The following is a 26,200-nucleotide window of genomic DNA, read 5'->3' as shown; positions in this document are numbered from 1 at the left end:
AATTAAAGATAATTTTATTTTAAGACTTCCATTTATTGGCAATTTTGTAAAAACAGTGTATCTATCTCAATTTACACAAGCAGTATCATTACTTACAGCTTCAAAAGTTCCTGTAGTAAATAGTATACAATTGGTAAAACAAATGATAGATTTTTATCCTTTACAAAATGCTTTAGAGCAAGTAGAACAAGACATTTTAAAAGGGAAGTCATTAAGTCAAAGTTTATCACAACATCACTTTTTTGATGATAAGATGATTGCTTTAGTAAAAGTGTCTGAAGAAACTAATCAAACAGAATATATTTTTGACAGGCTAAATAAACAATACAACACTCAAGTGCAACAACAATCTAAAATGCTTTCTACACTTATGGAGCCATTCATTATTCTTTTTGTTGGTATATTGGTTGGTGTGATACTTATCGCTATGTATTTACCTATGTTTAAGTTGAGTAGTGTTATTGGTTAATCCTTTTTATTGAATCACATGGTTTGACATGTGAATTAATTATTCTTTGAGTTATAGGATTTAGGGTTTTGCCATTAACTGGATTAATCCTAGGGTAAGTAAAATAACTTAAAACATTATTAGTTTTATCATACCAAACGATTGGTTTGTCGTTTCTAAAAAATGTAGTAGTATCACAGACTTCAATTTTCTTAAAATTTAGCATCGTTATTTTGTCAAATGGAACCTCAAGGGGTTCACCCGAACAACTAACTCTTTCATAATGGTTATTTTTCCAAACCATACAATTTCCAAAATATCTGTTAGCAAAATCCAAATCATAAAAAAAGTATCCCGAAGTTGAAATGACTATTATCCCAATAAAAGGTATGATTTTTTTTAGGGGGAAGTTTTTTTTTTGCTCTTTGTTACTTTCTTTACCGTATGAATTGGTTTTTTTTTCTCCTTCTAAATTTGTTGAAATCTCCAACACACTTAAATCTCCTATTTTTTCTTTTCTATCTTCTTTTGTGGTGTAATCATACTCCTTAAGGAACTTAGTGTAAGGTCTGTTTTCATAACTAACTAAAGCAGCAACCAAATCCAATGCTACATGCGATTTAATATATTCAGATTCTCCTTTTAAGAATTTAGTAATTGATTTAAATTTTCCTATACCAAATCCCTCAATTTCTCTTATATAATTTCCATTTTCTTTAAAGTCAAAAAATCGCTTGGCAACTTCAAAATCTGACTTTTTTTGATCACTTATTAGTTCAATACATGCACGCTTCAACGAAGCAGCAGTAGGATTTGATAATAGATCACTAAATTGAGAATTACCTTGTAAGTACTTTCTTTTTATTTCCTTATTATATCTTTTTATTTTCTTGTCAATCATTAATAAACGTATAGGAACATTCTATAAAGCATGAATCTTTTGGAATGTTGTAGAATTTAAAGAACCTCCGGAATTTACAACTAATATAAGCAAAATTCACTCATAAATTCGCAATGGAATCAGGTCAAGTTGTGATTAGCTAAACATAACAAAAACAAGAAATTGATTCTTGCGGAAAACCGTAATGTAATAGATAAGTAGTTGCCTTGGGAAGTAATTATAGATCAATTGCAATACACTTTCCACTTCCCAAAAATGAAAGTTTTTTAACCCTTAAAAGGGATGTTGATTATCTGAATAGAAAAATTGGACGGTCACCCCTTTTTGAAAAATTTAGAAATTATGAGAAAATTTTTATATGTATTTGTAGCTCTATTGCTTGGAGCCAATTTCGTGTCATGTACACCAACATCAATAACAGAAAATTCTGATGTTCCTCAAGCATGTTGTGGTGAAGAAGGAGAAATCCTGCCTCCACCACCACCTCCACCACCTCCATTGCCAATTGGTGGATAATGTAATCAATAACTCATAAATAGTTATTATTTTAGAGGAATGAAAACTAACAGTACTTCATTCCTCTTTTTTTGTTTTATTGTCAAGGCTATTTTGTTTATTTGGGTTTCAAAAGCCTATTCTCAAAAAGCTGTTGATAGTTTATATTATTATCATAATGCTATAAATAGCCCTGAAGATGATCAAGACTTAATTTCAGCATACAATTTTTTTAAAAAATATAAAGAGCAAAGTTTAATTGAAAGAGACACTTTAAAAGCGATTTACGGTTTAAGATATATTGCAAGTATTGAAAGCACATTAGGATTTCCATATGAAAGTGAAACAACTGTATTAGAGGCTCTCAATCTTTTAAATGAAGTGAGTTCAAATGAAGCTACCATTGAAGCGAGAATTGGGCTTTATAATCATTTAGGGATTATATCCAAGGGCCTTTTGAACTATGATGATGCATTAAATTACTATAATAAGGTCTTAATGTTAGCACAAACACCTCAGCAAAAAAGTATAGTTCACAATAACAAATCCATTGTATATAAGGAGTTAAATCGATTTGATTTGGCTATTGATGAGCTAATTATGGCATATGAAAACATCGAGAAGCTTAATAATAAGGTAGAGTTAGCTAGGGCTTTAGATAATTTAGGTATTACACTATCCAAAATAAATGACCCAGATGGCTTAGTTAAAATGAATCAAGCACTTACGATTAGGATTGAAGAAAATGATACTAAAGGTCTTTATTCTAGCTATAAGCATTTGACTGAATACTATTTAGAGCGAAATAGTAAAAAGGAAGCTTCATATTTCGCTTCTAAAGCATATGATTTAGCAAAATCTATTAATAGTACATCTTATTTAGTAGATGCATTATCATACCAAATGCGATTAAATGATGACCCAAAAGTAGTTGAATACAAAAAACTAATTGATAGTATTAATTTGAGAAAACAATTGAGCGAAAATAAATTTGCTCTAAAAAAGTTTGACTTTGCACAGTATAAAAGACAAGCTCAAATAAGCGAATTAAATTCTCAAAAAGAAAAGGCAAATCGACAATTTTTTCAGGTCATTTTATGCCTAATTATTGCGTTAGCAGTAGTTGTTTATTTACTTCTAAAATCAAAATACAGAAAAGCCAAACTTCAAGACGTCTATGATACCGAAACCCGTATTTCAAAGAAAGTACATGATGAAGTTGCAAATGATATGTTTCAATTTATGACCAAACTACAAAGTGAAGAGCATTTAAATGATAATTATATAGATGATCTAGAGCGTATTTATAATAAAACAAGAGATATTTCTAAAGAGCATAGTTTATTGGATATGGAATGTGATTTTGAAGATGTTTTAAATGATTTGATTTTGAGTTACAGCAATTACGAAACTAATATTATGGTCAATGGTATAACCGAAATAAAATGGGAAAATGTTTCAGAAATAAAAAGAACAACTATTTATAAAGTGTTACAAGAACTATTGATAAATATGAGAAAACATAGTAAGTCATCTGTTGTTTTATTTATACTTAAAAAAGAGAGAAATAAGATTTTAATTAATTATAGTGATAATGGGGTTGGTTGTGAATTCAAAAAAGGGACAGGCTTACAAAATGTGGAAAACCGTATCAAAGCAATTAATGGAACTATTATTTTTGTGTCTGAAGCCAGTAAAGGATTTAAAGTAAAAATGGTGGTATAATGATGTTCAAAAAAGTTTTAATTGTTGATGATCATGATGATATTAATAATGGTGTTTTAAATGTCTTACATGATTTTGAAATAAAAAACATATATATGGCTCAATATTGTGACGATGCCTTTTTAAAAGTAAAAAAAGCCAATTTAGAGAATGAAAACTTTGATTTAATCATTACAGATTTGTCATTTAAAAAAGATTATCGAGAATGCAAAATTGAATCTGGAGAAGGATTAATCGCAATTATTAAAGAAGAATATCCTGAAACACCTATTATTGTTTATTCAATGGATAATCGCTTGCAGAAAGTACGTAGTTTAATCAATAAGTACCAAATCGATGCTTATGTGTGTAAAGACAGAAATGGCTCAGTAGAATTATCTCAAGCTATTAAATCGGTATTTGAAAAGAAGCAATTTCTTTCACCCCAAGTTTCTAAGGCCTTAAGTCCAAAAAGTGATTTAGAAATTGAAGAGTATGATATTGAGCTTATTAAGCAACTGGCAAATGGGTTGTCACAAGACGAAATCAGTGGACTTTTTAAAAACAATAATACCACTCCAAATAGCTTAAGCTCTATAGAAAAGCGCCTTAATAGATTGCGAATACAGTTTAAGGCCAATAATGCTATACATCTTGTGGCAATTGTTAAAGATTTGGGATTAATTTAAAATAGTAAGGGAAACAGTAAGGAAATAATAAACCATAATAATAATATTGCTCAAAGTATGTTATTTGTTAGTTACTGTTATGGGAAAGTTGAAATACACACTATTTTAGTGTGTATTTTGTGCTTATGGTTTTCCGTAAGGAAATGGTTTAGGATAGTTTTAAGTTTGGATAATATTAATCTTATAAATTTGAAACGATGGGACAAGCAAAATTTGTAATAAAAAAAAGAATTAACGGAGAATTCATGTTCAATTTAAAAGCGGGCAATGGAGAAACCATAGCCACAAGTGAAGGTTATTCTTCTAAACAAGGATGTAAAGATGGAATAGAATCGGTTAGAATAAATGCTCCAAATGCAGATATTGATGATCAATCTTAACAATCATTAGTTATTTATAAGTCAGACAAAAATGCCTTACGGAATCCCGTAAGGTTTTGTTTTTTAATAGGGTTAGGTTTGAATAGTTTTAATTTAAAAAGAAAATATTATGGCAGTAAAACATTTGCAAACAGGAGAGGTTCATAAAGGGCAAAAAGGAGGAACTACAGGTTGTGGTTTTGATACTAATGAAAATCCAAGCCATTGGACAGATACAAGTGAAGCAATAAATTGTGATAAAAATGGATGTAAAAATCAATAACTATGACGAAACAAAGAAAAACAAGTAAAAGTGTTGCATCAGCAGCTTCAAAAGTTTTAAAAGATAAAAGAACAAGTAAAGATAGTAAAAGAGCAGCAGGTAGTGCTTTGTCTCAAGCGGCCCCTAAAAAGAAGAAATAATGCATAATTTTAAAATGAAAAAAAAGCTTACATATTGATTTTTCTATGTTGCCTCCTGTACATCGCATCATGTGATTCAAGTAGTGATGATTCAGATTTTGAATGTGGAACACATAATGGCAACACACTTTATTTAGGACCTCAAGGAGGTTGCTATTATTATAACAGTAGTGGTAATAAAACCTATGTTGAAAGATCTGAATGCAGTTGTTAAGTATTTGTTATATGAAAACATCAACATTTACATACAAAACCAAACCAATTTCGATTATATGTGCCAGTTTGCTTTTCATCGCAATCTTCAAACTTCCAATAGAGTTTTATATGATTTTAAGAATTGTTGTTTTTATAGGTGCTTTGTTGGTGCTTAACTCGTTTATAGATAAAAGCGTGAGTTGGACTATTGTTTTTGGACTTATAGCAATTTTATTCAATCCAATTGTTCCAATATATCTATATGTAAAAGACTATTGGATTCCAATAGATATTGTATCAGGAATAGTGTTTCTAATGTCTTTAATTTCTAACAAAACTAATGAGAAGGATGAAGTGAAAAAAGATAATAAAACCAAAGAATTTCAAAGAGATAAAATTTACTAAATGTAATAGAACAAATTTAGAATATGGAAATAATAAATATTAATACTGAATTAAAAAGTCATTTTTTGAGGTTATATCAAATTGCCCTTTCAGATGAAAATTTTAGTCATTTAGAAATGCAATTATTGTACAAATTTGCTGAAGAACGGGCTATTTCAAAAATAGAGCTTGATGCTATTTTAACGGGGTACGCAGGAGATGTTATAGTCCCACAAACTTTAGAAATGAAAATAGAATATTTATATGATTTTGCATTGATGATATGGGCAGACGAAGTGGTAAGTATAGACGAAGAGATAACACTTAAAAAATATATCAAAGTTTTTGGTTTTATAGAAGAAAATATTGATGAATTATCGGCATATCTTTTAAGAAGTGCAAAAGAGCACAAGCCTAAAAATGAAATTCTTGCGGAACTTAAAGAATAATGATTATGGGACTATTAAAACGACTTACTGAAATGACATCTCAAAATGGGAAAGTTAACACTTTAGATCCTCCACAGATAATTGAGAAAGCTAAGAAAACATATCATGAGGATGGATTTATAACCTCTAAAGCCTGTCAGGGCCTTGCTCAAAATTTAGAGGCCTCCTTGGATAACATTTATCAAAAATTTGAAAATGATTGCAAAATTAATTTTAACGAACAAGAAAAGTTAAAGCAGCCATATATCTCTGAACAAAAAGGGAAAAGGACTGCTTTGTTGAATAAAACAGAAGAATTAGAAAAAATAGAAAAGAAAATTGAAAAGATTGATGAAGATATAGAAAAGTTGAATCAGGATTGTAGGAAAGTCCGAACCAACCCAGAAGACTATTTGATTGATGTGGACAAAAGAGCTTCAGCCAAATTTTGGATTGGGATAAGTTTTCTAATTCCTTTGGCTATTTACATTTTTATTTTCTACATATCAACTTCGTATTCAGCTTTTTTTAGAGAATTTAACCTTGGTAATGGTTTTGTTGAAGGGATGTTTTATCCACAAGCTTTAACAAACGCTTATTCTGATGGAATTCTTGAGCTTGGCTTTATCTTATTCATTCCGTTTGTGTTTTTTGGACTAGGGTATCTTGTGCATATGTTTCAGGAAAAAAAGGGAATTACTAACAAATTTAAAATAGCAATGCTCTACTTAATTACATTTCTGTTTGATGCTATTTTGGCTTATCTCATTGATGAGAAATTATACAATCTCAATAAAACCTTTGATAGCGAACCATTCAATATTGCAATTGCATCTCAAAGTGTAAGCTTTTGGGTCATCATTTTTGCAGGGTTCGTATCCTACATTGTTTGGGGATTGGTGTTTGATTTTGTAATGAAAGAACATGCTGATAGAGACAAAGTCAAATCGTTTATTCAATCCAAAAAAGAAGAGATTCTTTCAAAAGAAAAGACGTTGCAAAAAATCAATGAGACTATTGATAAAATTGAAGAAGAGATGTCAAATTTAAAAGTGCGTATTTCTGTACTTCAAAATATAATAGATGGTTTTATACTTCCGGTAATGAACTACAAAGCTTTGTCTACAGAATATTTTCAAGGTTGGCAGCAATATATTGCCGCAGAATTACGACTAGGAAGAGAGGAACAAGATAAAGCTCTATTAGAATGTCGTGAGGTTTACAACAAACACATTAAGAGTTTAGAATTAGATACCGATTCTTACCAAAACAAGGTATATACCAAAACATTGTAATTATGGAAGCTACTAAACGTATTTCTTTAAGCATTTTTACCATTGTTTTTATCTTAATTATGAGTTGTAAAGAGGATAAGAAAGAGGCTGAAATTTTAATTGAAGAGCCAATACATTCATCTGAACAGTCAGAGGGGTGCCCATCATATATATTAAAAGAAAAAAAGAACAATCTCAATATAAGTGTATTGCTAGACTTGTCAGATAGAATTGAAAAGCTTAAAACTAGAGAAAAAGATTCTTCTTATTTAGCAAGTTTATCCCAAACATTTGTAGAGCATGTGAAAAAGAAAAAGCTGATTCTTTTAGAGGATAAAATGCAATTATTTTTTAATCCTGAACCTTCTGATGAAAAGATTAATAAAATTGCCGAAAAATTAAAAATCTCATTTACAAAAGACACACCAAAACCATACATAGAACAAACACTAGGTCTTTATGCTGAAAAACCTTCAGAATTGTATGAATTAGCAATTGATGATGCAGAAATAGCTAAAAACTACCCTGGCTCTGATATTTGGCGATTTTTTAAAGATAATGTTAAAGATTATTGTATTGATGAATGTCATCGGAACATATTGGTCATTTTAACCGATGGATATATGTATTATGAAGGTTCAATTATGAATGATAAAAACAGAACTTCGTATTTAACACCCAAGAGTTTAGATCAATTGAAATTGAATACGGCAAATTGGGAAGATGAATTGAGAAAAAGAGATTTAGGTTTTATTCCAGCAACTGCTGACTTATCAGATTTGGAGGTGTTGGTTATAGGAATTTCAAATCAAAATGAAAACAATCCGTATTCACAAGACATTATTGAAACTTATTGGAGTAATTGGCTTGAGGAAATGGGCGTGAAAAGATACAAAGTCAAAAACGCTGATCTTCCATCAAGTATAGAAAAAGTGATATCAGACTTCATACTTAAAATTTAGTAGATATGGGATTAAGATTCAATAAGCGTATTAATTTAGGTAAAGGATTGGGAGTGAATGTGAGTAAGTCGGGCATCACGCCAAGTTACAGAACTAAAAGAGGCTCTTTAAGTTCAAAAGGATATTCAGTTAGAACTGGAATTCCGGGTATTACCTATAGGAGAACATATAGTAAATCGAAAAACAAGGGTTGCTTGCTAATTTTAATATTCTTTGTGCTTATAAGCTCAATTTTGACAATTACTTCTTGTAAAAGTGAAACATTAAAGTCCGTAAATCAACGGTATCAAGGAGGTGTTTTACATAAGTCTAAAATTACTGATTGGAAAAATGCCACGGAAGAAAATAAGTTAGCTACCTGTGGAGGTTATTGTGCAAGTATCTATAAGGATGATTCTTATATTGAAAAACATTAAAAACTATGAGTTTATTCAATAAATTATTAGGAAATGCTAGTGAAGTTTCTACTGAAAAGTTAAAAGAAAAATATGGAAGACTTCTCATATCGAATGAACAAATTGAGCTTGGGTTTGCCTTATTTAGAGATGTATTTATGTTTACTAATAAACGTTTAATCCTTATCGATGTCCAAGGGCTTACTGGTTCAAAAATTGAGTATAAGTCAATGCCATATAAAAGTATATCAAGATTTTCACTTGAGACTTCTGGAACTTTTGATCTGGATGCAGAGTTGAAGATTTGGATTTCAAGTGAAAACATTCCTACGGTTAGCAAAAAGTTTAATAAAAGCATTAATGTTTACGAAGTCCAACAATATTTAGCTGAAAAAGTAATGTAAGAATGAAGTATTTCAGAAAAACCATTTGTTGCTTTACTTTATTAATCACATTTCTTTCCAATTCCCAAACACTTACGGGAAAAGTAGTTGGCATCATGGATGGTGACACCTTTAAACTATTAAAAAGTGATTCAACTACTGTGAATGTGAGATTAGCAAACATAGACTGCCCAGAAAAAAAACAGCCATTCTCCGAAAAGGCCAAGCAGTTTACCTCTGATGCAATTTTTGGAAAAACAGTGACTATAAAAATTTTAAAAACAGATCGATATAATCGTTATATTAGTAATGTCATCTATAACGACTCTTTGAGTTTATGTCATGAATTAGTAAAATATGGTTTGGCCTGGCATTATTTAAAATATTCTAAAGATGAAACATTACAAACATTAGAAGATGAGGCAAAACGAAAAAAGATTGGACTCTGGCAAGAGCCGAGCCCTATCGCCCCATGGGATTGGCGTAGTTCAAAAAAGAAGAGAAAACAGTAATCCAAAAATGAACTTTATAAAAGTTGTCATATTCATTTTTTGTCTTTCGTATGCTTGTGATATGCCTGCGCAGAATGTTTATGTCACAAAAACAGGCACAAAATATCATAAAGAAACTTGTCATTTTTTAAAAAACTCAAAAAAAGAAATCACCTACGAGAAAGCTATTGAACGTGGTTTTGATGCTTGTTCAGTTTGTAAACCCAGAAAAGAAGTTAGTGATTCTCAATCAATATCATCGGAAAACTCACTAACAACCACAAACAGAAACACAACTTCTACTCAATGTTTGGGTAAAACAAAATCAGGGGCACGTTGTAAGCGAATGGCAAAGAGTACTAGCGGTAAATGCTACCAGCATTAGTGGTATAAAATAAACGGCTTAAGTTATAAATTCTATAGTTATGGATAAGGTTTTTGATTATTATGTCTATTTATACCATTCAAGTATAATGAAGCGTAATGATGATACACAATTTTGAGTTTGGTTTTATTTATATAATATTGAGTACTTAAATTGTCAGAGCATTTTTAGCTTCAGTTGTTTTAGGAATTCGATTAGATTATTTAATATTGCTTTATATGAATTTTACATCGACTGAGTTATTTTAAAAAATTGATTTTCTGTATTAAACACAAAAATCCGTTTAAAGTTTTTAAATAAAAATGCCCCGAATTAGAAGTCGAGGCGGCTTAAATGTTTTCACAACGGAATAATCCTTATTGTGAATTGCTTTCAAAATTGTATAGCTAATATATAATAAAATAATTAAAAGAGGTTACGGTTTACCATAAAGAAATTGTAAATCATCATTATATATTGTGAAATATTTAAAAATATGAAAAAAATATTAGGACTGGATTTAGGGACAAACAGTATTGGTTGGGCATTGGTTGAAAATGATTTTTCAAAAAAAGAAGGCTTAATAAAAGGTTTAGGCAGTCGCATAATACCAATGAGTCAAGATGTACTAGGGAAATTTGATTCTGGAGTTTCAATATCTCAAACGGCTGAACGTACAGGTTATAGGGGAGTTCGAAGATTAATTCAGCGAAATTTGTTACGCAGAGAACGCTTGCATAGAGTTTTAAATATTTTAGATTTTTTGCCAAGACATTATGCGAATTCCATTGATTTTGAAAAGAGATTAGGTCAGTTTAAAGGTGATTCAGAAGTGAAACTTAACTATCGTAAAAATAAAAAAGGAAAACATGAGTTTGTTTTTATGGATTCATTTAACGAAATGGTTGAAGAATTTAAGTTGAGCCAACCATATATATTTTATAATAAAAAAAATGGAGAGGAAACTAAAATTCCTTATGACTGGACAATTTATTATCTACGAAAAAAAGCACTATCCCAAAAAATACAGAAAGAAGAGTTAGCGTGGATTATTATCAACTTTAATCAAAAAAGAGGATATTATCAATTAAGAGGAGAAGAAGAGGAGTTGTCTTCAGATAAAACAAAAGAATACTTTTCGTTAAATGTAGAAAAGGTTATTGACTCAGGGGAAACAATTAAAAAAGGTGGAGAGAAGTTATATGATGTTTTTTTCTCTAATGGGTGGAAGTACGATAAACAAGTTGTGAAAACTGAAAAATGGATAGGAAAAAGCAAAGAATTTATAGTAACAACATCTACAATGAAAGATGGTAGTATTAAAAGGACATATAAAGCTGTAAATTCAGAAGAGGATTGGATTGCCATTAAAAAGAAAACAGAACAAGATATAGATAATTCAAACAAAACGGTTGGGCAATATATTTATGGAGCCCTTTTGCAAAGTCCAAAACAGAAAATACGGGGAAAACTTGTAAAAACAATTGAAAGAAAGTTTTATAAAGAAGAATTTAAGAAAATAATAAAAGAACAAATAAAACACCATCCAGAATTACAAAATGAAGTGTTGTACGACTTGTGTGTTCAAGAGCTATATCCAAGAAACGAAGCACATCAACAGAATATTAAAAACAAAGATTTTGAGTATTTGTTTACAGATGATATTATTTTTTACCAAAGACCTTTGAAAAGTAAAAAATCTACTATTTCTGGATGTCAATACGAAACAAGGTCATTTAAGAAAAAGATAATTGATAAGGTTACTAATGAAGAAAAGGAAATTTGGCACAAAGAACCTTTAAAAGGTATTTCAAAATCACATCCTCTATTTCAGGAATTTAGATTATGGCAATTTCTAAAAAACCTAAAAATCTATCAAAAAGAAGATGAAAACGGAAATTTGATAGATCAAGAAATTACAACCGACCTTTTGCAGACCCAAGAAGATTGGGTAGAGTTGTTCGATTTTTTAAATACAAAAAAGGAGGTCGAGCAAAAACAAATCATTCAGTTTTTTGTCGATAAAAAATTAATAGATAAAAAACAGAAAGACAATTATCGTTGGAATTATGTAGAAGATAAAAAATACCCTTGCAATGAGACTAAAGCTCAATTTATATCGAGATTAAAAAAAGTTAAAAATATTGATGTTGATACATTTTTAACTATAGAAAGCGAACTCAAACTTTGGCATATTATCTATTCGGTAAAAGATAAAAATGAATATGAGCAAGCTATTAGGAATTTTTCAATCAAAAACAGTATAGATGTAGAATCATTTGTTGAAAATTTTAAAAGATTTCCGCCATTTAAAAATGATTATGCAGCGTATTCAGAAAAAGCCATTAAAAAGATATTGCCTTTAATGCGTATGGGTAAATATTGGAATGAATTTGCAATAAAGCAAGAAGTTAAAAATAGAATTTTCGATATAATAGAACGATTAAAAACCATTGATTTTGATATAAATAAAATTGATAAAAGTGTTGCAGATGATGATATACCAAAACAATTATTAAAAAGTTTTATAGATTTTAAAGATAAAAACCCTTTACAAGGCCTTAATACATATCAAGCGTGTTATTTAGTATATAACCGTCATTCCGAAGCAAATAACATAACACGTTGGAAAACGCTAGAGGATATAAACAAGTATTTGAATGCGTTTAAACAACATAGTTTGCGTAATCCAATTGTAGAACAAGTGGTTACAGAAACCTTAAGGACAGTAAGGGATATTTGGCAACATTATGGAAAAGGCGAAGAAAATTTCTTTGATGAAATTCATGTGGAATTAGGACGGGAAATGAAAAACCCTGCCAAAGCAAGAGAGTCATTGACTAAAAGAGTTACCGAAAATGAAAACACCAACCATAGAATCAAAGAAATACTAAAGGAATTACAAAACGAAGGTGTTGCAGAAGTAAAACCATATTCACCAAGTCAGCAAGAAATTTTAAAAATTTACGAAGAAGGCATTTATCAAAGTTTAGAAACGGTTGATGATACCATTGAAAAAATAAGAAAAAACAATTCTCCAACAAAAAGAGACATCACAAAATATAAATTGTGGTTAGAACAAGGTTATATTTCTCCTTACACGGGAAAAACCATCCCTATGAGTAGATTGTTTACTACAGACTACCAAATTGAACATGTTATTCCTCAATCCCGTTATTTTGATGATTCTTTAAGCAATAAAATAATTTGCGAAAGTGAGGTAAATCAATTAAAAGACAACCAAACTGCCTATGAGTTTATTAGAAACCATGGAACAGAAAAAGTTGATTTAGGAGCAGGTAAAACGGTTGAGGTCTTTACATTAGAGCAATATGAAAACCATTGTAATCAATATTTTAAAAAGAATAAACCCAAACTTAAAAAATTATTAAGTGAGGACATTCCCGAAGGGTTTATACAACGACAATTAAATGATAGTAGGTACATAAGCAAATTAATCAAAGGTTTATTGGGTAATTTGGTAAGAGAAGAGAACGAACAGGAAGCGACGTCTAAACACATAGTGCCGGTAACAGGTGCTATTACTTCAAAATTAAGGCAAGATTGGGGATTGAATGATAAATGGAATGAGTTGGTCGCACCAAGATTCCAGCGTTTAAATGCAATAACTAATTCTGATGGCTTTGGATATTGGGATGAGAAAATAAATGCATTTAGAACCCAAGTACCAGACGAAATCTCAAAAGGATTTAGTAAAAAGCGAATAGACCATAGGCATCATGCTTTAGATGCATTAGTCATTGCATGTTGCACGAAGAAACATACCAATTATTTGAATGCTTTAAATGCTGAAAATAAGAATTATGGATTACGGGATTCGCTATTAATAAAGAATGAGAATGGGCATTATACAAAATATTTTCAACTTCCTTGGAACAACTTCCCGACTGAAGCTAAATCTGTATTAGAAAAAACCATTATTAGTTTTAAACAGAATACTAGAGTCATCAATAAGACAAATAACAAAACATGGCAATGGATTGAAAAGGATGGACAACTTAAAAAAATATTGGTAAAACAAACCAAAGGCAATAATTGGGCGATTAGAAAGCCAATGCACGAAGAAACAGTATCTGGGATTGTAAACTTAGCTTGGGTAGGAACTAAAAAGGGAAACATTACCACAGCTACACGTAAAACTGTTGATAAAACTTTTACCTTAAGTAAAATCGAAAAAATTACTGATACTGGCATTCAAAAAATCCTCAGTAATTACTTAAAACAAGAAAAATTTAAAGAATTGAATAGCAAAGGTGAAATGTCATATAATTCCGATTTGGCATTTTCGCCTGAAGGAATAGAGTATTTGAACAAAAATATAAAAAAATTCAATGAAGGAAAATCACATCAACCAATTTTTAAAGTTCGAATTTATGAAAATGGAAGTGGTAGATTTAAATTAGGAGAAGGGGGTGATAAAAAAGGTAAGTATGTTCAGGGAGCTCCTAACTTATTTTTCGCTATTTATTGGGATGAAAACAATAAAAAGCGAATCTATGAAACCATTCCACTAAATGAGATTATTGAACATCAAAAGCAAATAGCCAATTTGCCTAAAAATGAACGTACCTCTGTTCCAATTAACCATACTAAAGGACAGTTCTTGTTTTCGTTATCACCTAATGATTTGGTATATGTGCCGTCAGATGAAGAAATTGATAATCCTACATTAGTTGATTTTAATAACTTAACTAATGAACAGGTAGAATCTTTGTATAATGTAAATGATTTTTCTTCTACAACATGCTATTTCACTCCAAATCCCTTAGCAAAAGCAATAAGAGAGAAAGAAGTTGATATGAGTTTTAATGAAAAGAAAAGAAAAATCACAGGCTCATTCGATACTAAAACAGCAAGTTTAAATGGTGTACAGATAAAAGATATTTGCATCAAGCTTGAAGTTGATAGATTAGGGAATATCATAAATATCAAAAATGATTAAACGCACCTTATTTTTCAGTAACCCTGCCTATTTAAGCACCAAGAACCAACAGTTGGTAATCAATTATCCAGAAGCGGATACGCCAACTAAAACGATACCTATTGAAGATATTGGCATGGTAGTACTGGAAAATCAACAAATAACCATAAGTAATGGTTTGCTATCAAGACTGATACAAAACAATGCGGCTGTTATAAGTTGTGATGGATATCATTTACCAATTAGTCTGTTACAGCCTTTGGTGGGGCATAGTGAACAGACCGAACGGATGCGCCATCAATTAAATGCCAGTATGCCGTTAAAGAAAAATTTGTGGCAGCAAACCATTAGTGCCAAAATACAGAACCAAGCCAATTTTATGGATAATCAAGGCATTCCCGCACGAAAAATGCACAAATGGGTAAATGAAGTTAAAAGTGGGGATACCGAAAACCACGAAAGTAGGGCAGCAGTATATTATTGGCAACACATTTTTGGTATAGAAAACTTTACCAGAGGGCAAAAAGAAGCACCTCCCAATAACTTATTGAATTATGGTTATGCCATATTACGGGGCATTACAGCACGCGCCTTAGTAAGTAGTGGCATGCTGCCATCGGTAGGAGTTTTTCATAGAAACAAATACAATGCATTTTGTTTGGCAGATGATATTATGGAACCTTATCGGGTATATGTAGATGTGTTGGTGAATGATATGGTGCAATTAAATAAAGATTATGAAACGTTAACAACAGATTTAAAAACCCATTTATTGCAACTCCCAGTTATAGATGTGGTAATAGATGGAAACAAAAGCCCCTTAATGGTAGCTATGAGTAGAACCACCAATAGTTTGTATGAGTGTTTTGCAGGGATTAGTAGAAAGGTGTTGTATCCTGTTTTTGAATGATGTTATAATAAGCGAAAATACAACTGAAACAACTTTAAAATAGTAACGTCACTACGAGCGACATTTAATGAAGCGAGGCCTGGCAGTCTTATTAATTGAAATTCTTATTCATGAGATTGCCGCGACCTTAGGGTCTCACAATGACATACCGTAATTATGAGCAATCATTTTTCAAGATTAAACCAGTATAGAAGCATGTGGGTACTTGTATTTTTTGATTTGCCAACAGAAACGGCTACCGATAGACAGCGAGCCACCAAGTTTAGAAAAAATTTGTTGGACGATGGGTTTACTATGTTTCAGTTTAGTATCTACATGCGGTTTTGTGCCAGTAGTGAAAATGCCGAAGTCCATGCCAAGCGTGTTAAAAAAAGTTTACCAGAATATGGGAAAGTAGGTGTGATGCAAATCACCGATAAACAATTTGGAATGATGCAGCTCTTTTATGGGCAGAAACCTGCCGAACTGGAAACGCCATCCCAACAACTTGAATTGTTTTAAGCCTAATCTGTCTGCTGTCCAGTCAAGATAGTAATCCGGGTTGTTCCAGAATTTATTCATCTTAGAAACGAAAATGTCAGGTCGAGCGTAGTCGCGACCTCATTTAAAGGTATAGATTTTAAATTCTAACAAATCACTTAACATGCAGTATATCAATTTAATAAGTATTGATATACTGCGAATGCTAAGTAAAAATACAATTCTGAAAGCAATTCACAACAGGTCTAGTATTTGGCTTTCCTTTGTTTTTACTGCGAATGCTAAGTAAAAATACAATTCTGAAAGCAATTCACAACCAAACGGCAATCCAACACTTATTGAGCATACTGCGAATGCTAAGTAAAAATACAATTCTGAAAGCAATTCACAACTCAATCATGACTATTGTTTTTTTAGGTTTAACTGCGAATGCTAAGTAAAAATACAATTCTGAAAGCAATTCACAACACTTAGGGAGTGTGTCTGGGAAGGGCTCAAACTGCGAATGCTAAGTAAAAATACAATTCTGAAAGCAATTCACAACTACAATATGTTTCTTATTCCAAAACTCAAAACTGCGAATGCTAAGTAAAAATACAATTCTGAAAGCAATTCACAACAACAACTATCTTTTTGAAATTTGTATGAAGACTGCGAATGCTAAGTAAAAATACAATTCTGAAAGCAATTCACAACACAACCATAAACATTAAGTTGTTACCGTTTACTGCGAATGCTAAGTAAAAATACAATTCTGAAAGCAATTCACAACACATTATAGTTCACTTATCAGAATATCGTCACTGCGAATGCTAAGTAAAAATACAATTCTGAAAGCAATTCACAACGGAGGTAATAATGTGCATAATTTAATCCTTACTGCGAATGCTAAGTAAAAATACAATTCTGAAAGCAATTCACAACTACTTGTTTCTTTATAATGTTGAACAATTGACTGCGAATGCTAAGTAAAAATACAATTCTGAAAGCAATTCACAACAAAATCTTTGTCACGTCCAGTTACTGTAACACTGCGAATGCTAAGTAAAAATACAATTCTGAAAGCAATTCACAACACAGTAGGTAAGTTCCAAAACTGACCATGTACTGCGAATGCTAAGTAAAAATACAATTCTGAAAGCAATTCACAACAGTTGGTCTTGTCTCTCTTTTTCCTCCTTACTGCGAATGCTAAGTAAAAATACAATTCTGAAAGCAATTCACAACCAATAGAAACAGAAACAGAAAGATTTTAAAACTGCGAATGCTAAGTAAAAATACAATTCTGAAAGCAATTCACAACTAATAGAATCTACATATACAGCAAATTTTTACTGCGAATGCTAAGTAAAAATACAATTCTGAAAGCAATTCACAACGACTTGATCAACTTTTATAACTGTGAGGTACTGCGAATGCTAAGTAAAAATACAATTCTGAAAGCAATTCACAACTGGTTTAGGGAAATTATGATTTGGGTTTTGACTGCGAATGCTAAGTAAAAATACAATTCTGAAAGCAATTCACAACCCGGTCGTCGTACTTCTTCCACTTTAGCGGACTGCGAATGCTAAGTAAAAATACAATTCTGAAAGCAATTCACAACTAAAATATTCTGCTATGTTTTCAGCAGTAGACTGCGAATGCTAAGTAAAAATACAATTCTGAAAGCAATTCACAACTTACCTCCTAAAGTTCTTGTTTTTATTAGTACTGCGAATGCTAAGTAAAAATACAATTCTGAAAGCAATTCACAACGAAAGTGTTACTGTTCCTTCTGGTGCAAAACTGCGAATGCTAAGTAAAAATACAATTCTGAAAGCAATTCACAACTTAGGGATTAATGCAGCACCTAACAATAAACTGCGAATGCTAAGTAAAAATACAATTCTGAAAGCAATTCACAACATATCCTCAACAGATAGCGACCAAGCGCATACTGCGAATGCTAAGTAAAAATACAATTCTGAAAGCAATTCACAACTTCCACTACTTGCAAGGGTCTGTTAATGTAACTGCGAATGCTAAGTAAAAATACAATTCTGAAAGCAATTCACAACAAGTGTGTACAATAGGTCGATAACATACAGACTGCGAATGCTAAGTAAAAATACAATTCTGAAAGCAATTCACAACACTTTGGAGCGTTCACTCAAAGCATCTTTTACTGCGAATGCTAAGTAAAAATACAATTCTGAAAGCAATTCACAACACGCAATGCGTTACTTGTATTTGATTTTGACTGCGAATGCTAAGTAAAAATACAATTCTGAAAGCAATTCACAACGGCATCCAGAGTTAAGCGCCAATAACTTTAACTGCGAATGCTAAGTAAAAATACAATTCTGAAAGCAATTCACAACAGATATGAGCTCGCCAAAAGGAACGTATCGACTGCGAATGCTAAGTAAAAATACAATTCTGAAAGCAATTCACAACTGGCTTCAGCTGCTGTTAATTGTTTTTCCAACTGCGAATGCTAAGTAAAAATACAATTCTGAAAGCAATTCACAACATCTAAAACATCATAGTTGCTATTTTTAAGACTGCGAATGCTAAGTAAAAATACAATTCTGAAAGCAATTCACAACCTGGGTACGAACTTCAGTTAGATAAAAAAAACTGCGAATGCTAAGTAAAAATACAATTCTGAAAGCAATTCACAACACCTCTCCAACTTGAATTGGATCGTCTTTAACTGCGAATGCTAAGTAAAAATACAATTCTGAAAGCAATTCACAACTTACCTATTTCTACGGCTATTTTTGGTAAGACTGCGAATGCTAAGTAAAAATACAATTCTGAAAGCAATTCACAACCCATTTTGCCATTTCGTTAATAGCTACTTTACTGCGAATGCTAAGTAAAAATACAATTCTGAAAGCAATTCACAACTCAAGCTCTGAAATGTGTGTTTGATTGTTAACTGCGAATGCTAAGTAAAAATACAATTCTGAAAGCAATTCACAACCTGTTTCTTTTTTGTGTTATTTTGTTACAAACTGCGAATGCTAAGTAAAAATACAATTCTGAAAGCAATTCACAACTGTGACTCGAATATATATACATCATATTCTACTGCGAATGCCAAGTAAAAATATAATTTCGTTTAAAATTTCAATAAAGTTAAATATTAGTTTGTTGCGTAGAGATGATTGAAGTTATTAATGTTATAAAAGATTTTTGAAAAAATCTAAATTCTGGTTCAAGAATAGGTCAATGTTGTGTACAAGGCCTGTTAATTTAATGATTAGCAGGTTTTTTTATTTACATCCTCTTAATCACGTGAGTTACAATACCCCAAATTTGAAAATTATTATCTTCAGTAACCTGTATTGGCTCATAAGCAGGATTTGCTGGTAGTAAAAACACTCCTTCTTTAGTAACCTGTAAGCGTTTTACTGTAAATTCGCCATCAATAAAACAAACAGCAATCTTGTTGTGCTCTGGTTCTAAACTTTTATCTACAACTAATAAATCACCATCGTCTAAACCAGCACCAATCATTGATTGCCCACTTACCTTGGCATAAAAAGTAGCTTCTTTATTTTTTACTAAAACTCTATCTAAACTTATTTTATTATCTCTAAAGTCGTCAGCTGGAGAAGGAAAACCAGCCGAAATACCAGTTTGCGCTAAAACAATGTCTAAACTTTGAGTTTCGTCTGGAGTATAAAACTCTAAAGCATGTTTTGGAGTGAAAAATTTTAATGACATTTTACAGTAAGTATTTCGTTAATATTGGTTGTATATTTTAAAGATAGGCGTTCTTGACGCATTTTCCAAGTGCGTTCTAAATCTTGATTTCCTAATTTTATTTTTGCTGCTTCGTATTTATGATTTATAGCGTCAATACGTTGCATTAATGGTTTGTGTTTTGGGTTTTCATGCTGAAACAAATTGAGTTGATGATTGTCGGTTGGCACCAAACCTGTAACAATAACTCCAGCACGTTTATATTTAATACCTTCTTTAAATATTGAAGCTACTGCTTTTACTGCACAATCGCTTATAATTAATGATGAGTCTGTGGCATAAGGGAGACTTATGGTCCTGCTGGTTTTATGTTGAGGTAAATCTTTTTTATGTCTATCGCTACTTAATAGCACTATAATAACATGGCAGCTAGAGCCTTGCTTTCTTAATTTTTCGGCACAGCTAGTAGCAAAGGTAGATACGCGCTCTTTAATATTTTCTAAATCGGAATACGTGTACTCAAAACTACGTGTTGTTGCAATAGAACGCTTAGGTTCTTTATAGTCTAGTTCTAAAGTTGGGATACCTTCAAGATCTTTTTTAAGTTTCCACTCTGTGATTGAAAAATTATTACGAATCCAATCATCAGAAAGCTGAATAAAATCGTAAGCTGTTTTACAATTTTTGGCTTTCAGCCGTTTTTGTAAACCATAGCCAATTCCCCAAACATCTTCAACTTTTAACCACTTTAAAGCTTTTATTCGTTTTTCTTCAGAATCTATAACATACACACCATTAGTTTGTTTCGGAAATTTGCGAGCTATTTTATTAGCCACTTTAGATAGCGCTTTGGTTGGCGCAATACCAACACAAGTAGGTATTCCTGTCCACTTGAGAATGCGTTGTCGCATTTGAAGACCATAATCGTTTAAGTTATAATTTTCAAATCCTTTAAATTGTAAAAAAGCTTCGTCTATACTATAAACCTCAACATCTGGAGTAAACTGATTTAGAATAGTCATTACACGTTCGCTCATATCGCCATATAGCGAGTAGTTAGACGAAAACACACTAATATTATGCTGTTTAAAAAACGCTTCGTACTTAAAAGCAGGCGCTCCCATAGGCAAGCCTAAAGCTTTAGCTTCATCACTACGCGAAATAACACAACCATCATTATTAGACAAAACAGCAATAGGCTTATTGTTTAATTGTGGCTGAAAAACGCGCTCGCAAGACGCATAAAAATTATTACAATCTACTAGTGCAAACATGTGTATAAAATTAGCCTAAAAGCATTAATAATTATAATTTTTAGCCATAATGAATGTGTTAAAATTTATTTTGACAAATGGTTATAAATCGTAACTTTGACTCAACCCAAATAATAAACTTATGTTCGATACTTTTTTGCCTCACATACAACATGGCATGTATCACGTGCTTAACGTAAATGCCTACGACCACATTTTATTTTTAATTGTGCTATGCCTTCCTTATTTGTTTAAGGACTGGAAGAGAGTATTACTACTAGTTACTGTTTTTACTATAGGTCATTCATTATCATTGCTTTTAGCAACGTTTAATATTATAAGAGTTAATATTCAGTTGGTAGAGTTATTAATACCAATTACAATTTTAATTATAGCCTTATACAATGTGTTTACAGCAGGAAAAAAGGCACAAAACGAAAAGGCTGGTATTTTGTTTTTTACCACATTGTTTTTCGGGTTAGTACATGGTTTAGGTTATTTATCTGCATTTGAATCGTTATTAACTAAAACGGATAATAAATTTATAACCCTTTTAGAAATATCGTTAGGTATTGAGATTGGTCAGCTTATTGTTGCTTTTATTGTCATTTTTATAGGATTTATTTGCCAGACTCTTTTTAGATTTTCTAAACGTGATTGGGTAATGATAATTTCGGCAGTTGTTGTTGGATTACTAATACCAATGCTTATTAACAGTAGGTTATTTTCTTGAATACTGTATTTTTGATAAAATTTTAACTCATAATTGTAAAAATTAAAATACTAACCTACTATATTCGTTATATAGTTCTGCGTTAAAGATTGAGGTATTGTTGAAGCTCATTTATTTTAAAAATAAATAGCGACTACCGAAAGCTTGTTTTATTTTTATTAAAAAATAAAAACGCCCAAAACATTAAATTTTAATGCCAAAAAAGAAACAATTACGATACGACAAAGCCTATTTAAGAATGGCAGAGGAATGGGGAAAATTATCTCATTGTAAGCGCAAACAAGTAGGTGCTATTATTGTTAAAGATAGAATGATTATTTCTGATGGATATAATGGCACTCCAACAGGTTTTGAAAACTATTGTGAAGATGATGAAGGTTACACAAAATGGTATGTATTACATGCCGAAGCTAATGCTATTTTAAAAGTTGCAGCATCAACACAATCGTGTAAAGGTGCTACGCTATATATTACATTATCACCTTGTAAAGAGTGTAGTAAATTAATACATCAAGCTGGAATTATAAGAGTTGTTTATAGAGAAGGTTATAAAGACAATTCTGGATTACAATTTTTAGAGAAAGCAGGAATAGATTTGCAATTAATTGAAGATTTAGACTCATAATGGGTTTTCAAAAAAAATACATACCACTAATTACTGGAGTTGCAGTTGCGGCAGGTGTTTTTATTGGTGGAAAACTAAATTTTACAGATACTTCAGACAGGCTTTTTACCTCAAATAGTAAAAAGGATAAACTTAACAGACTTATAGATTATATTGATTATGAGTATGTTGATGATGTTAATACAGATAGCATTGTCGATGTTACCGTGAATGGTATTTTAAGTAATCTTGATCCTCATTCCACTTATATACCTAAAAGTGAATTGCAACGTGTTACAGAAAACATGAAAGGTGATTTTGTAGGTATAGGCGTTAGCTTTTATACGTATAGAGATACAATTACTGTAATTAGACCAACTGAAGGTGGTCCAAGCGAAAAAGCAGGAATAAAAAGTGGCGACAGAATTATTGTAGCCGATGGCGATTCAATTTTTGGAAGACAATGGAGTAACGAGGCAATTATTAAGAAACTTAAAGGGGAAAAAGACTCTAAAATTAACCTAAAAGTATATCGAAAAGGACAAAAAAAACTGCTCGATTTTACTGTAAAACGATCAGATATACCAATAAAAAGTGTGATTGCTGCTTATATGCTTACGTCAGATCTTGGATATATTAAGATTAATCGTTTTGCAGAATCTACCTATAAAGAATTTAAAAAGGCGTTAGACCAACTTCAAAATCAAGGTGCAACAAAACTGGCTTTAGACTTAAGAGACAATCCAGGTGGTTTTTTAGGGATTGCAGAGCAAATAGTTGATGAATTTTTAGAAGACGATAAGCTTATTTTGTTTACAAAAAACAAATCTGGTAAAGTCGAAAAAAGCTTTGCAACACGCAAAGGTGATTTTGAAGAAGGTGAAGTTTTTATACTTATAAATGAAAATTCTGCATCAGCGAGCGAGATTGTTGCTGGAGCATTGCAAGATAATGACAAAGGCACTATTGTTGGCAGACGTAGTTATGGTAAAGGTCTTGTACAACGAGAAATGGCTTTGGGTGATGGGAGTGCTGTTAGATTAACAGTGTCTCGTTACTATACACCAACAGGACGATCTATACAAAGACCATATAGTAATGGAGATAATGACAATTATTATAAAGATTATTATAAGCGCGAACGTAATGGCGAATTAAACGATTATAACAGTATAAAGGTTGCAGATTCATTAAGATTTACTACGCCAAAAGGGAAGGTTGTATATGGAGGAGGAGGTATTATTCCTGATATTTTTGTGCCTTTAGACACTAGTATACAAAATGAAACTTTAAGCTACATTCAACGTAGTGGCTATATTAGTTATTTTGTTTTTGAAGAGTTAGATAAAGACAGAAAAGTATATGAGAATGTCACTCAAAAAGACTTTATAAATAATTTTATAATTAGTGACGATGTTGTTATTAAGTTTCAGGATTATTTAAACCTTAAAGAAAATGCAAATGTCACATTTGTAGCTTACCATGATGAAATGAAAAAGTTAATAAAAGCAGCTTTGGCAGATCAGTTATATGGCAGAAATGTTTACGAAGAAATTATAAATTCCAATGATGATATGATTGAAGAAGTAATAAAGTTAAGCCAGGAATGATAATTTAAACTTTATCGTGTACTTGAGCATCTTTTCCATCATTCCACAGCGTTAAAATATCTGTAGCAACTTGTGCTCCGCTACCAGAAGCAATAGCAAACTGGCTTCGCCAACCAGCTAAAGTGCCAGCAACATACAATCCGTTTTCAATTAAATGATTGTTGTTTTTTAGCCAAATACGTTCTTTTTCTGCAACTGCTCTAGGATGAGATTCTATATGTTTTTCTAGTCCTTTTATTGTTAGCAAATTAGTATAACCTACTGCAATTACAACAAGTTTTGAGGTGTGAGTTGTTTTATTAGTAACCACTTTAAAACCTTCGGTAGTTTTAATTATTTCAGAAACCTTTTCATCATTTATTTGCTCAACATGAGGATACAAATCTGTGAGCTGTTTTATACCACTTTCTAAAATAGATTGTCCTGTAGTGCCAGGAGCCAACCCTAAAACATTATTAAACAAAGCGCTTTGTAAATGAGATGTTCGCTGATGTGCAATAATGCCAATATGCTTATGTTCTGCATAAGGTTTATTTTTAGCAGAACCTAGTACTAATGCACAAGACATGCCAGCTGCACCACCACCAATTATTAGCGCATCAAACATTAGTTATTATTACGTTTTGATAGTTGCTCTATACGTTTAGAGGTTCTTAAAATTTGCATTAAAATAATAACACAAAGTGAAGCTACAATAGTTATAATTGCAATAATGCTTTCGCCTTCAAAAAGGGCATCAAAATTTAATTTTGTAGCATTAAAAGCAATTAATCCTAATGCAATTACTGATAAAAGAATAGTAAAAAGTTTCATTTTAGTATTAAATTTTTAAGCTAGCTCAAAAAGCTCTTTAATATTATGAGCAAATAGTTTTACAGCAATAGCTAGCAATATTACACCAAATATTTTACGAATAATATCAATGCCATTTGGACCTAATACACGTTCTATTTTAGCCGATGTTTTTAGTACAATAAATATAATAATTACATTTAAAACTACAGCAACGATAATGTTCTCAATTCTAAACTCTGCGCGTAATGATAATAAAGTTGTTAAACTTCCTGGACCAGCAATTAACGGGAAAGCTAAAGGAAATACCGAAGCAGTCATTGCAGTATGCTCATCTTGTTTATATAATGTAATACCTAAAATCATTTCTAAAGCAATAAAGAAAAGAATAAAAGCACCAGCCACAGCAAACGAGTTAACACCAATACCAATTAACGATAATATGTTTTGCCCTAAAAACAAAAATAAAATCATAATAACACCAGAAATAATTGATGCTTTTTCGCTTTGAATATGCCCAACCTTTTTTCGTAAATCAATTACAATAGGAATGTTACCTATAATATCTATAACGGCAAAAAGAACCATAAAGGCTGTAAATATTTCTTTAATATTAAGTTCCATTACTTATATCTTTAAGATTTTTTGCAAAAGTAGAGCATTAATCCTTATTCTTAACGTTAAAAAACTATAAAGTTTAAGTATTTTTGCGTCATGTTTCAATTAGGAAAAACCATAGTTTCAGAGGACATTATCGAAAAAGATTTTGTGTGTAATTTATCTGCATGTAAAGGTGCCTGTTGTATTGATGGTGATGCTGGAGCCCCTTTAGAGTTAGCAGAGACCAAAATCATGGAAGATATTTACCCAAAAGTAAAGCCGTTTTTACGAAAAGAGGGTATTGCAGCTATCGAGGAGCAAGGTGTTTTTATAACAACAGAAAATGGTGAGTTTGAAACACCTTTAATAAACGGAGCCGATTGTGCGTATGTTATTTTTGATAAAAAAGGAACAGCACTTTGCGCTATTGAGGAAGCGCATAATCAAGGTGAAATAAACTGGAAAAAACCAGTATCTTGCCATTTATATCCAGTTAGAGTAAAAGATTACACTGAGTTTTCTGCAGTTAATTATCATAAATGGGAAATTTGCGATGATGCCTGTACTTTAGGTAAAGAATTACAAGTGCCAGTTTACAAGTTTGTAAAACAAGCACTAATTAGAAAATTTGGTGAAGACTGGTATATGCAACTAGAAAAAGTAGCTGAAACTTATAAGCGTTAAT

Annotated in this window: 28 protein-coding genes and 1 CRISPR repeat array; of the genes, 22 read left to right on the top strand and 6 right to left on the bottom strand. The window is 31.4% G+C overall.

Annotation, left to right across the window (positions count from 1 at the left end):
- The coding region (locus tag IEW41_RS11945) for a type II secretion system F family protein (protein ID WP_188606598.1) at positions 1 to 469 on the top strand (469 nt) is incomplete at its 5' end.
- On the opposite strand, the gene IEW41_RS11940 is transcribed toward IEW41_RS11945, so the two are convergent.
- The gene (locus IEW41_RS11940; protein ID WP_188606597.1) at positions 459 to 1,349 is read right to left on the bottom strand and encodes a hypothetical protein; all 891 of its coding nucleotides are present in this window, start codon (positions 1,347 to 1,349) and stop codon (positions 459 to 461) included. The genes IEW41_RS11945 and IEW41_RS11940 overlap by 11 nt on opposite strands.
- Positions 1,350 to 1,691: 342 nt before the next feature.
- On the opposite strand from IEW41_RS11940, the gene IEW41_RS11935 reads away from it, so the two are divergent.
- The 17 genes from IEW41_RS11935 to cas2 all read left to right on the top strand — a co-directional run bounded on the left by IEW41_RS11935 (position 1,692) and on the right by cas2 (position 16,248).
- A complete protein-coding gene (locus tag IEW41_RS11935) occupies positions 1,692 to 1,865 on the top strand; it encodes a hypothetical protein (protein ID WP_188606596.1) in 174 nt (57 codons plus the stop codon).
- A gap of 39 nt (positions 1,866 to 1,904) precedes the next feature.
- Positions 1,905 to 3,569: an ATP-binding protein gene (locus tag IEW41_RS11930; RefSeq protein ID WP_188606595.1), complete on the top strand. Its 1,665-nt coding sequence runs from the start codon at positions 1,905 to 1,907 to the stop codon at positions 3,567 to 3,569.
- The gene (locus tag IEW41_RS11925; RefSeq protein WP_308419854.1) at positions 3,569 to 4,237 is read left to right on the top strand and encodes a DNA-binding response regulator; all 669 of its coding nucleotides are present in this window, start codon (positions 3,569 to 3,571) and stop codon (positions 4,235 to 4,237) included. The genes IEW41_RS11930 and IEW41_RS11925 overlap by 1 nt, the downstream gene beginning before the upstream one ends.
- 197 nt (positions 4,238 to 4,434) lie before the next feature.
- Entirely contained in the window at positions 4,435 to 4,617 is a 183-nt protein-coding gene (locus tag IEW41_RS11920) for a YegP family protein (protein WP_188606594.1), read from the top strand.
- Positions 4,618 to 4,726: 109 nt separating this feature from the next.
- Positions 4,727 to 4,879 (top strand): hypothetical protein, encoded by a 153-nt coding sequence (locus IEW41_RS11915; protein ID WP_188606593.1) that lies wholly within the window; start codon positions 4,727 to 4,729, stop codon positions 4,877 to 4,879.
- Between the two features lie 2 nt (positions 4,880 to 4,881).
- Positions 4,882 to 5,019, top strand: a complete 138-nt coding sequence (locus IEW41_RS11910; RefSeq protein WP_188606592.1) for a hypothetical protein — start codon at positions 4,882 to 4,884, stop codon at positions 5,017 to 5,019.
- Positions 5,020 to 5,244: 225 nt separating this feature from the next.
- Complete coding sequence (locus tag IEW41_RS11905) at positions 5,245 to 5,619, top strand: DUF6804 family protein (protein WP_188606591.1); 375 nt, start codon at positions 5,245 to 5,247, stop codon at positions 5,617 to 5,619.
- Between the two features lie 23 nt (positions 5,620 to 5,642).
- The gene (locus tag IEW41_RS11900; RefSeq protein ID WP_188606590.1) at positions 5,643 to 6,047 is read left to right on the top strand and encodes a hypothetical protein; all 405 of its coding nucleotides are present in this window, start codon (positions 5,643 to 5,645) and stop codon (positions 6,045 to 6,047) included.
- A 5-nt stretch (positions 6,048 to 6,052) separates the two neighbouring features.
- Complete coding sequence (locus tag IEW41_RS11895; protein ID WP_188606589.1) at positions 6,053 to 7,321, top strand: MFS transporter; 1,269 nt, start codon at positions 6,053 to 6,055, stop codon at positions 7,319 to 7,321.
- A gap of 2 nt (positions 7,322 to 7,323) precedes the next feature.
- Positions 7,324 to 8,262, top strand: coding sequence for a hypothetical protein (locus IEW41_RS11890; protein WP_188606588.1), 939 nt, complete (start codon positions 7,324 to 7,326; stop codon positions 8,260 to 8,262).
- Between the two features lie 5 nt (positions 8,263 to 8,267).
- Positions 8,268 to 8,678, top strand: coding sequence for a DUF4236 domain-containing protein (locus IEW41_RS11885; RefSeq protein ID WP_188606587.1), 411 nt, complete (start codon positions 8,268 to 8,270; stop codon positions 8,676 to 8,678).
- A 5-nt stretch (positions 8,679 to 8,683) separates the two neighbouring features.
- Positions 8,684 to 9,061 carry a PH domain-containing protein gene (locus IEW41_RS11880; RefSeq protein ID WP_188606586.1) on the top strand — a complete coding sequence of 126 codons (378 nt, stop codon included), beginning with the start codon at positions 8,684 to 8,686 and terminating at the stop codon, positions 9,059 to 9,061.
- 2 nt (positions 9,062 to 9,063) lie between these two features.
- On the top strand, positions 9,064 to 9,552 hold the full coding sequence (locus IEW41_RS11875; RefSeq protein ID WP_188606585.1) for a thermonuclease family protein: 489 nt from the start codon (positions 9,064 to 9,066) through the stop codon (positions 9,550 to 9,552).
- Positions 9,553 to 9,559: 7 nt separating this feature from the next.
- Positions 9,560 to 9,916: a hypothetical protein gene (locus IEW41_RS11870; protein ID WP_188606584.1), complete on the top strand. Its 357-nt coding sequence runs from the start codon at positions 9,560 to 9,562 to the stop codon at positions 9,914 to 9,916.
- A 475-nt stretch (positions 9,917 to 10,391) separates the two neighbouring features.
- On the top strand, positions 10,392 to 14,858 hold the full coding sequence (cas9, locus tag IEW41_RS11865; RefSeq protein WP_188606583.1) for a type II CRISPR RNA-guided endonuclease Cas9: 4,467 nt from the start codon (positions 10,392 to 10,394) through the stop codon (positions 14,856 to 14,858).
- Positions 14,851 to 15,747, top strand: coding sequence for a type II CRISPR-associated endonuclease Cas1 (gene cas1, locus IEW41_RS11860; protein ID WP_188606582.1), 897 nt, complete (start codon positions 14,851 to 14,853; stop codon positions 15,745 to 15,747). The genes cas9 and cas1 overlap by 8 nt, the downstream gene beginning before the upstream one ends.
- Positions 15,748 to 15,942: 195 nt before the next feature.
- Positions 15,943 to 16,248 (top strand): CRISPR-associated endonuclease Cas2, encoded by a 306-nt coding sequence (gene cas2, locus IEW41_RS11855; RefSeq protein WP_229660219.1) that lies wholly within the window; start codon positions 15,943 to 15,945, stop codon positions 16,246 to 16,248.
- 174 nt (positions 16,249 to 16,422) lie between these two features.
- Positions 16,423 to 19,274: direct repeats of the CRISPR family, unit length 46 nt; unit sequence ACTGCGAATGCTAAGTAAAAATACAATTCTGAAAGCAATTCACAAC.
- 220 nt (positions 19,275 to 19,494) lie between these two features.
- Here cas2 and IEW41_RS11845 read toward each other — a convergent pair.
- Positions 19,495 to 19,944: a LexA family protein gene (locus IEW41_RS11845; RefSeq protein WP_188606580.1), complete on the bottom strand. Its 450-nt coding sequence runs from the start codon at positions 19,942 to 19,944 to the stop codon at positions 19,495 to 19,497.
- Complete coding sequence (locus IEW41_RS11840; protein ID WP_188606579.1) at positions 19,935 to 21,197, bottom strand: Y-family DNA polymerase; 1,263 nt, start codon at positions 21,195 to 21,197, stop codon at positions 19,935 to 19,937. The genes IEW41_RS11845 and IEW41_RS11840 overlap by 10 nt, the downstream gene beginning before the upstream one ends.
- Positions 21,198 to 21,318: 121 nt before the next feature.
- On the opposite strand from IEW41_RS11840, the gene IEW41_RS11835 reads away from it, so the two are divergent.
- From IEW41_RS11835 to IEW41_RS11825, 3 genes are all read left to right on the top strand, one after another.
- Entirely contained in the window at positions 21,319 to 21,909 is a 591-nt protein-coding gene (locus IEW41_RS11835) for a HupE/UreJ family protein (protein WP_188606578.1), read from the top strand.
- A gap of 193 nt (positions 21,910 to 22,102) precedes the next feature.
- Positions 22,103 to 22,534, top strand: coding sequence for a deoxycytidylate deaminase (locus IEW41_RS11830; RefSeq protein ID WP_188606577.1), 432 nt, complete (start codon positions 22,103 to 22,105; stop codon positions 22,532 to 22,534).
- A complete protein-coding gene (locus tag IEW41_RS11825) occupies positions 22,534 to 24,123 on the top strand; it encodes a S41 family peptidase (RefSeq protein ID WP_188606576.1) in 1,590 nt (529 codons plus the stop codon). The genes IEW41_RS11830 and IEW41_RS11825 overlap by 1 nt, the downstream gene beginning before the upstream one ends.
- Before the next feature lie 4 nt (positions 24,124 to 24,127).
- Here IEW41_RS11825 and IEW41_RS11820 read toward each other — a convergent pair whose 3' ends face one another.
- From IEW41_RS11820 to IEW41_RS11810, 3 genes are read right to left on the bottom strand one after another with little or no spacing between them, the layout of a single operon-like run.
- Positions 24,128 to 24,730 (bottom strand): FAD-dependent oxidoreductase, encoded by a 603-nt coding sequence (locus tag IEW41_RS11820; RefSeq protein WP_188606575.1) that lies wholly within the window; start codon positions 24,728 to 24,730, stop codon positions 24,128 to 24,130.
- Entirely contained in the window at positions 24,730 to 24,936 is a 207-nt protein-coding gene (locus IEW41_RS11815) for a hypothetical protein (RefSeq protein WP_188606574.1), read from the bottom strand. Before IEW41_RS11815 ends, IEW41_RS11820 begins: the two co-directional genes overlap by 1 nt.
- Before the next feature lie 15 nt (positions 24,937 to 24,951).
- Complete coding sequence (locus IEW41_RS11810; protein ID WP_188606573.1) at positions 24,952 to 25,539, bottom strand: MarC family protein; 588 nt, start codon at positions 25,537 to 25,539, stop codon at positions 24,952 to 24,954.
- Positions 25,540 to 25,629: 90 nt separating this feature from the next.
- Between IEW41_RS11810 and IEW41_RS11805 the strand changes: the two genes are divergently transcribed.
- Positions 25,630 to 26,199, top strand: a complete 570-nt coding sequence (locus IEW41_RS11805; protein WP_188606572.1) for a DUF3109 family protein — start codon at positions 25,630 to 25,632, stop codon at positions 26,197 to 26,199.
- The last annotated feature ends 1 nt before the right edge of the window (position 26,200 follow it).

Source organism: Aquaticitalea lipolytica, assembly GCF_014641635.1.
Lineage (GTDB): Bacteria > Bacteroidota > Bacteroidia > Flavobacteriales > Flavobacteriaceae > Aquaticitalea > Aquaticitalea lipolytica.
The sequence above is the reverse complement of the archived record's forward strand: the minus strand, read 5'-3'. Positions and strand labels throughout refer to the sequence as shown.

Bases quoted from the DNA above. Each gene is read 5' to 3' on its own strand.
- IEW41_RS11895 (WP_188606589.1), top strand. From the start codon at position 6,053: ATGGGACTATTAAAACGACTTACTGAAATGACATCTCAAAATGGGAAA.
- IEW41_RS11925 (WP_308419854.1), top strand. From the start codon at position 3,569: ATGATGTTCAAAAAAGTTTTAATTGTTGATGATCATGATGATATTAAT.
- IEW41_RS11840 (WP_188606579.1), bottom strand. From the start codon at position 21,197: ATGTTTGCACTAGTAGATTGTAATAATTTTTATGCGTCTTGCGAGCGC.
- IEW41_RS11830 (WP_188606577.1), top strand. From the start codon at position 22,103: ATGCCAAAAAAGAAACAATTACGATACGACAAAGCCTATTTAAGAATG.
- IEW41_RS11905 (WP_188606591.1), top strand. From the start codon at position 5,245: ATGAAAACATCAACATTTACATACAAAACCAAACCAATTTCGATTATA.
- IEW41_RS11890 (WP_188606588.1), top strand. From the start codon at position 7,324: ATGGAAGCTACTAAACGTATTTCTTTAAGCATTTTTACCATTGTTTTT.
- IEW41_RS11885 (WP_188606587.1), top strand. From the start codon at position 8,268: ATGGGATTAAGATTCAATAAGCGTATTAATTTAGGTAAAGGATTGGGA.
- IEW41_RS11815 (WP_188606574.1), bottom strand. From the start codon at position 24,936: ATGAAACTTTTTACTATTCTTTTATCAGTAATTGCATTAGGATTAATT.
- IEW41_RS11910 (WP_188606592.1), top strand. From the start codon at position 4,882: ATGACGAAACAAAGAAAAACAAGTAAAAGTGTTGCATCAGCAGCTTCA.
- IEW41_RS11810 (WP_188606573.1), bottom strand. From the start codon at position 25,539: ATGGAACTTAATATTAAAGAAATATTTACAGCCTTTATGGTTCTTTTT.
- IEW41_RS11875 (WP_188606585.1), top strand. From the start codon at position 9,064: ATGAAGTATTTCAGAAAAACCATTTGTTGCTTTACTTTATTAATCACA.
- IEW41_RS11930 (WP_188606595.1), top strand. From the start codon at position 1,905: ATGAAAACTAACAGTACTTCATTCCTCTTTTTTTGTTTTATTGTCAAG.
- IEW41_RS11935 (WP_188606596.1), top strand. From the start codon at position 1,692: ATGAGAAAATTTTTATATGTATTTGTAGCTCTATTGCTTGGAGCCAAT.
- cas9 (WP_188606583.1), top strand. From the start codon at position 10,392: ATGAAAAAAATATTAGGACTGGATTTAGGGACAAACAGTATTGGTTGG.
- IEW41_RS11900 (WP_188606590.1), top strand. From the start codon at position 5,643: ATGGAAATAATAAATATTAATACTGAATTAAAAAGTCATTTTTTGAGG.
- IEW41_RS11835 (WP_188606578.1), top strand. From the start codon at position 21,319: ATGTTCGATACTTTTTTGCCTCACATACAACATGGCATGTATCACGTG.
- IEW41_RS11915 (WP_188606593.1), top strand. From the start codon at position 4,727: ATGGCAGTAAAACATTTGCAAACAGGAGAGGTTCATAAAGGGCAAAAA.
- IEW41_RS11880 (WP_188606586.1), top strand. From the start codon at position 8,684: ATGAGTTTATTCAATAAATTATTAGGAAATGCTAGTGAAGTTTCTACT.
- IEW41_RS11940 (WP_188606597.1), bottom strand. From the start codon at position 1,349: ATGATTGACAAGAAAATAAAAAGATATAATAAGGAAATAAAAAGAAAG.
- cas1 (WP_188606582.1), top strand. From the start codon at position 14,851: ATGATTAAACGCACCTTATTTTTCAGTAACCCTGCCTATTTAAGCACC.
- IEW41_RS11920 (WP_188606594.1), top strand. From the start codon at position 4,435: ATGGGACAAGCAAAATTTGTAATAAAAAAAAGAATTAACGGAGAATTC.
- cas2 (WP_229660219.1), top strand. From the start codon at position 15,943: ATGTGGGTACTTGTATTTTTTGATTTGCCAACAGAAACGGCTACCGAT.
- IEW41_RS11845 (WP_188606580.1), bottom strand. From the start codon at position 19,944: ATGTCATTAAAATTTTTCACTCCAAAACATGCTTTAGAGTTTTATACT.
- IEW41_RS11825 (WP_188606576.1), top strand. From the start codon at position 22,534: ATGGGTTTTCAAAAAAAATACATACCACTAATTACTGGAGTTGCAGTT.
- IEW41_RS11820 (WP_188606575.1), bottom strand. From the start codon at position 24,730: ATGTTTGATGCGCTAATAATTGGTGGTGGTGCAGCTGGCATGTCTTGT.
- IEW41_RS11805 (WP_188606572.1), top strand. From the start codon at position 25,630: ATGTTTCAATTAGGAAAAACCATAGTTTCAGAGGACATTATCGAAAAA.
- IEW41_RS11870 (WP_188606584.1), top strand. From the start codon at position 9,560: ATGAACTTTATAAAAGTTGTCATATTCATTTTTTGTCTTTCGTATGCT.